This is a genomic window from Chthonomonas sp. (assembly GCF_035294165.1).
Classification (GTDB): Bacteria; Armatimonadota; Chthonomonadetes; order Chthonomonadales; family Chthonomonadaceae; genus Chthonomonas.
The window spans coordinates 1-1,401 of record NZ_DATGLN010000202.1; the positions used below are offsets into that span (position 1 = coordinate 1).

Here is a 1,401-nt window from a genome sequence, read left to right on the forward strand (position 1 = left end):
GATTGTAAGCACACGGTTTCAGGTTCTCTTTCACTCCGCTCCCGCGGTTCTTTTCACCTTTCCCTCACGGTACTATCCGCTATCGGTTGCCAGGGAGTATTTAGCCTTAGGAGGTGGTCCTCCCAGATTCCTACGGGGTTCCTCGTGTCCCGCAGTACTTGGGTGCCTGCACCACAGTTGCACGTCCCTTTCGCCTACGGGGTTCTCACCCTCTCTGACCGGCCTTCCCATGCCGTTCGGCTAGACACATGCTGTCACTGCGAGGAGCTTGCAGTCTCCTCCATACAGGCCCCGCTACCCCTTCCTTGCAACGGCTGCAACCTCTCTCGCAAGTCAGGTTTAGGCTCTTCCGCGTTCGCTCGCCACTACTTGCGGAATCACGTTTGTTTTCTCTTCCTCAGGGTACTGAGATGTTTCAGTTCCCCTGGTTGCCTCCACACACCTATGCATTCAGTGTGCGGTACTGGCCCATCACGACCAGTGGGTTCCCCCATTCGGACATCCACGCATCAACGCTCGCTTACAGCTCCGCGTGGCATTTCGGTGTTCGCCCCGTCCTTCTTCGGCTCCTGGCACCTAGGCATCCCCCGTGCGCCCTTCCTACCTTCACCTGTTCGCTCCGTCGATTCACTGCTTACACAGCAAACCAATCGTCGCTTTCCTCCATCTCCAGTGTCTTGCAACACCGAAGATGCAGTTACCCCTGCTCACCCTCTTCTGGGTGAACAGCTTCTACGTCGGTTTCGTAGGAGTTCATTCGCTATCTCGTTTTCAAGGTACCGTTTGAGTTCCCCTCATCTGCAGTCCCCTGCAGACCTTGGTTCCCTCAAAACTAAACACACCGCAAGAGAGTGACCGACTTCCCCCACACCTCCCCGGTGTGGGCCTTGCTCCTTAGAAAGGAGGTGATCCAGCCGCACCTTCCGATACGGCTACCTTGTTACGACTTCACCCCAATCATCGACCCCACCTTCGGCGGCTGGCTCCCTTACGGGTTACCCCACCGACTTCGGGTGTTGCCGACTCTCGTGGTGTGACGGGCGGTGTGTACAAGGCCCGGGAACGGATTCACCGCGGCATGCTGATCCGCGATTACTAGCAATTCCGGCTTCATGCAGGCGGGTTGCAGCCTGCAATCCGAACTACGAACGGTTTTTAGGGTTTTGCTCCACCTCGCGGTCTCGCTTCCCGTTGTTCCGCCCATTGTAGCACGTGTGTCGCCCAGGACATAAAGGGCATGATGATTTGACGTCATCCCCACCTTCCTCCGACTTACGCCGGCAGTCACCTGTGAGTCCCCACCTCTACGTGCTGGTAACACAGGTCAAGGGTTGCGCTCGTTGCGGGACTTAACCCAACATCTCACGACACGAGCTGACGACAACCATGCACCACCTGTCT

Annotated in this window: 2 rRNA genes; both read right to left on the bottom strand. The window is 57.1% G+C overall.

Annotation, left to right across the window (positions count from 1 at the left end):
* Positions 1-611: ribosomal RNA gene (locus VKV29_RS11060) — 23S ribosomal RNA — on the bottom strand; the annotation flags it as partial.
* 287 nt (positions 612-898) lie between these two features.
* Positions 899-1,401: ribosomal RNA gene (locus tag VKV29_RS11065) — 16S ribosomal RNA — on the bottom strand; the annotation flags it as partial.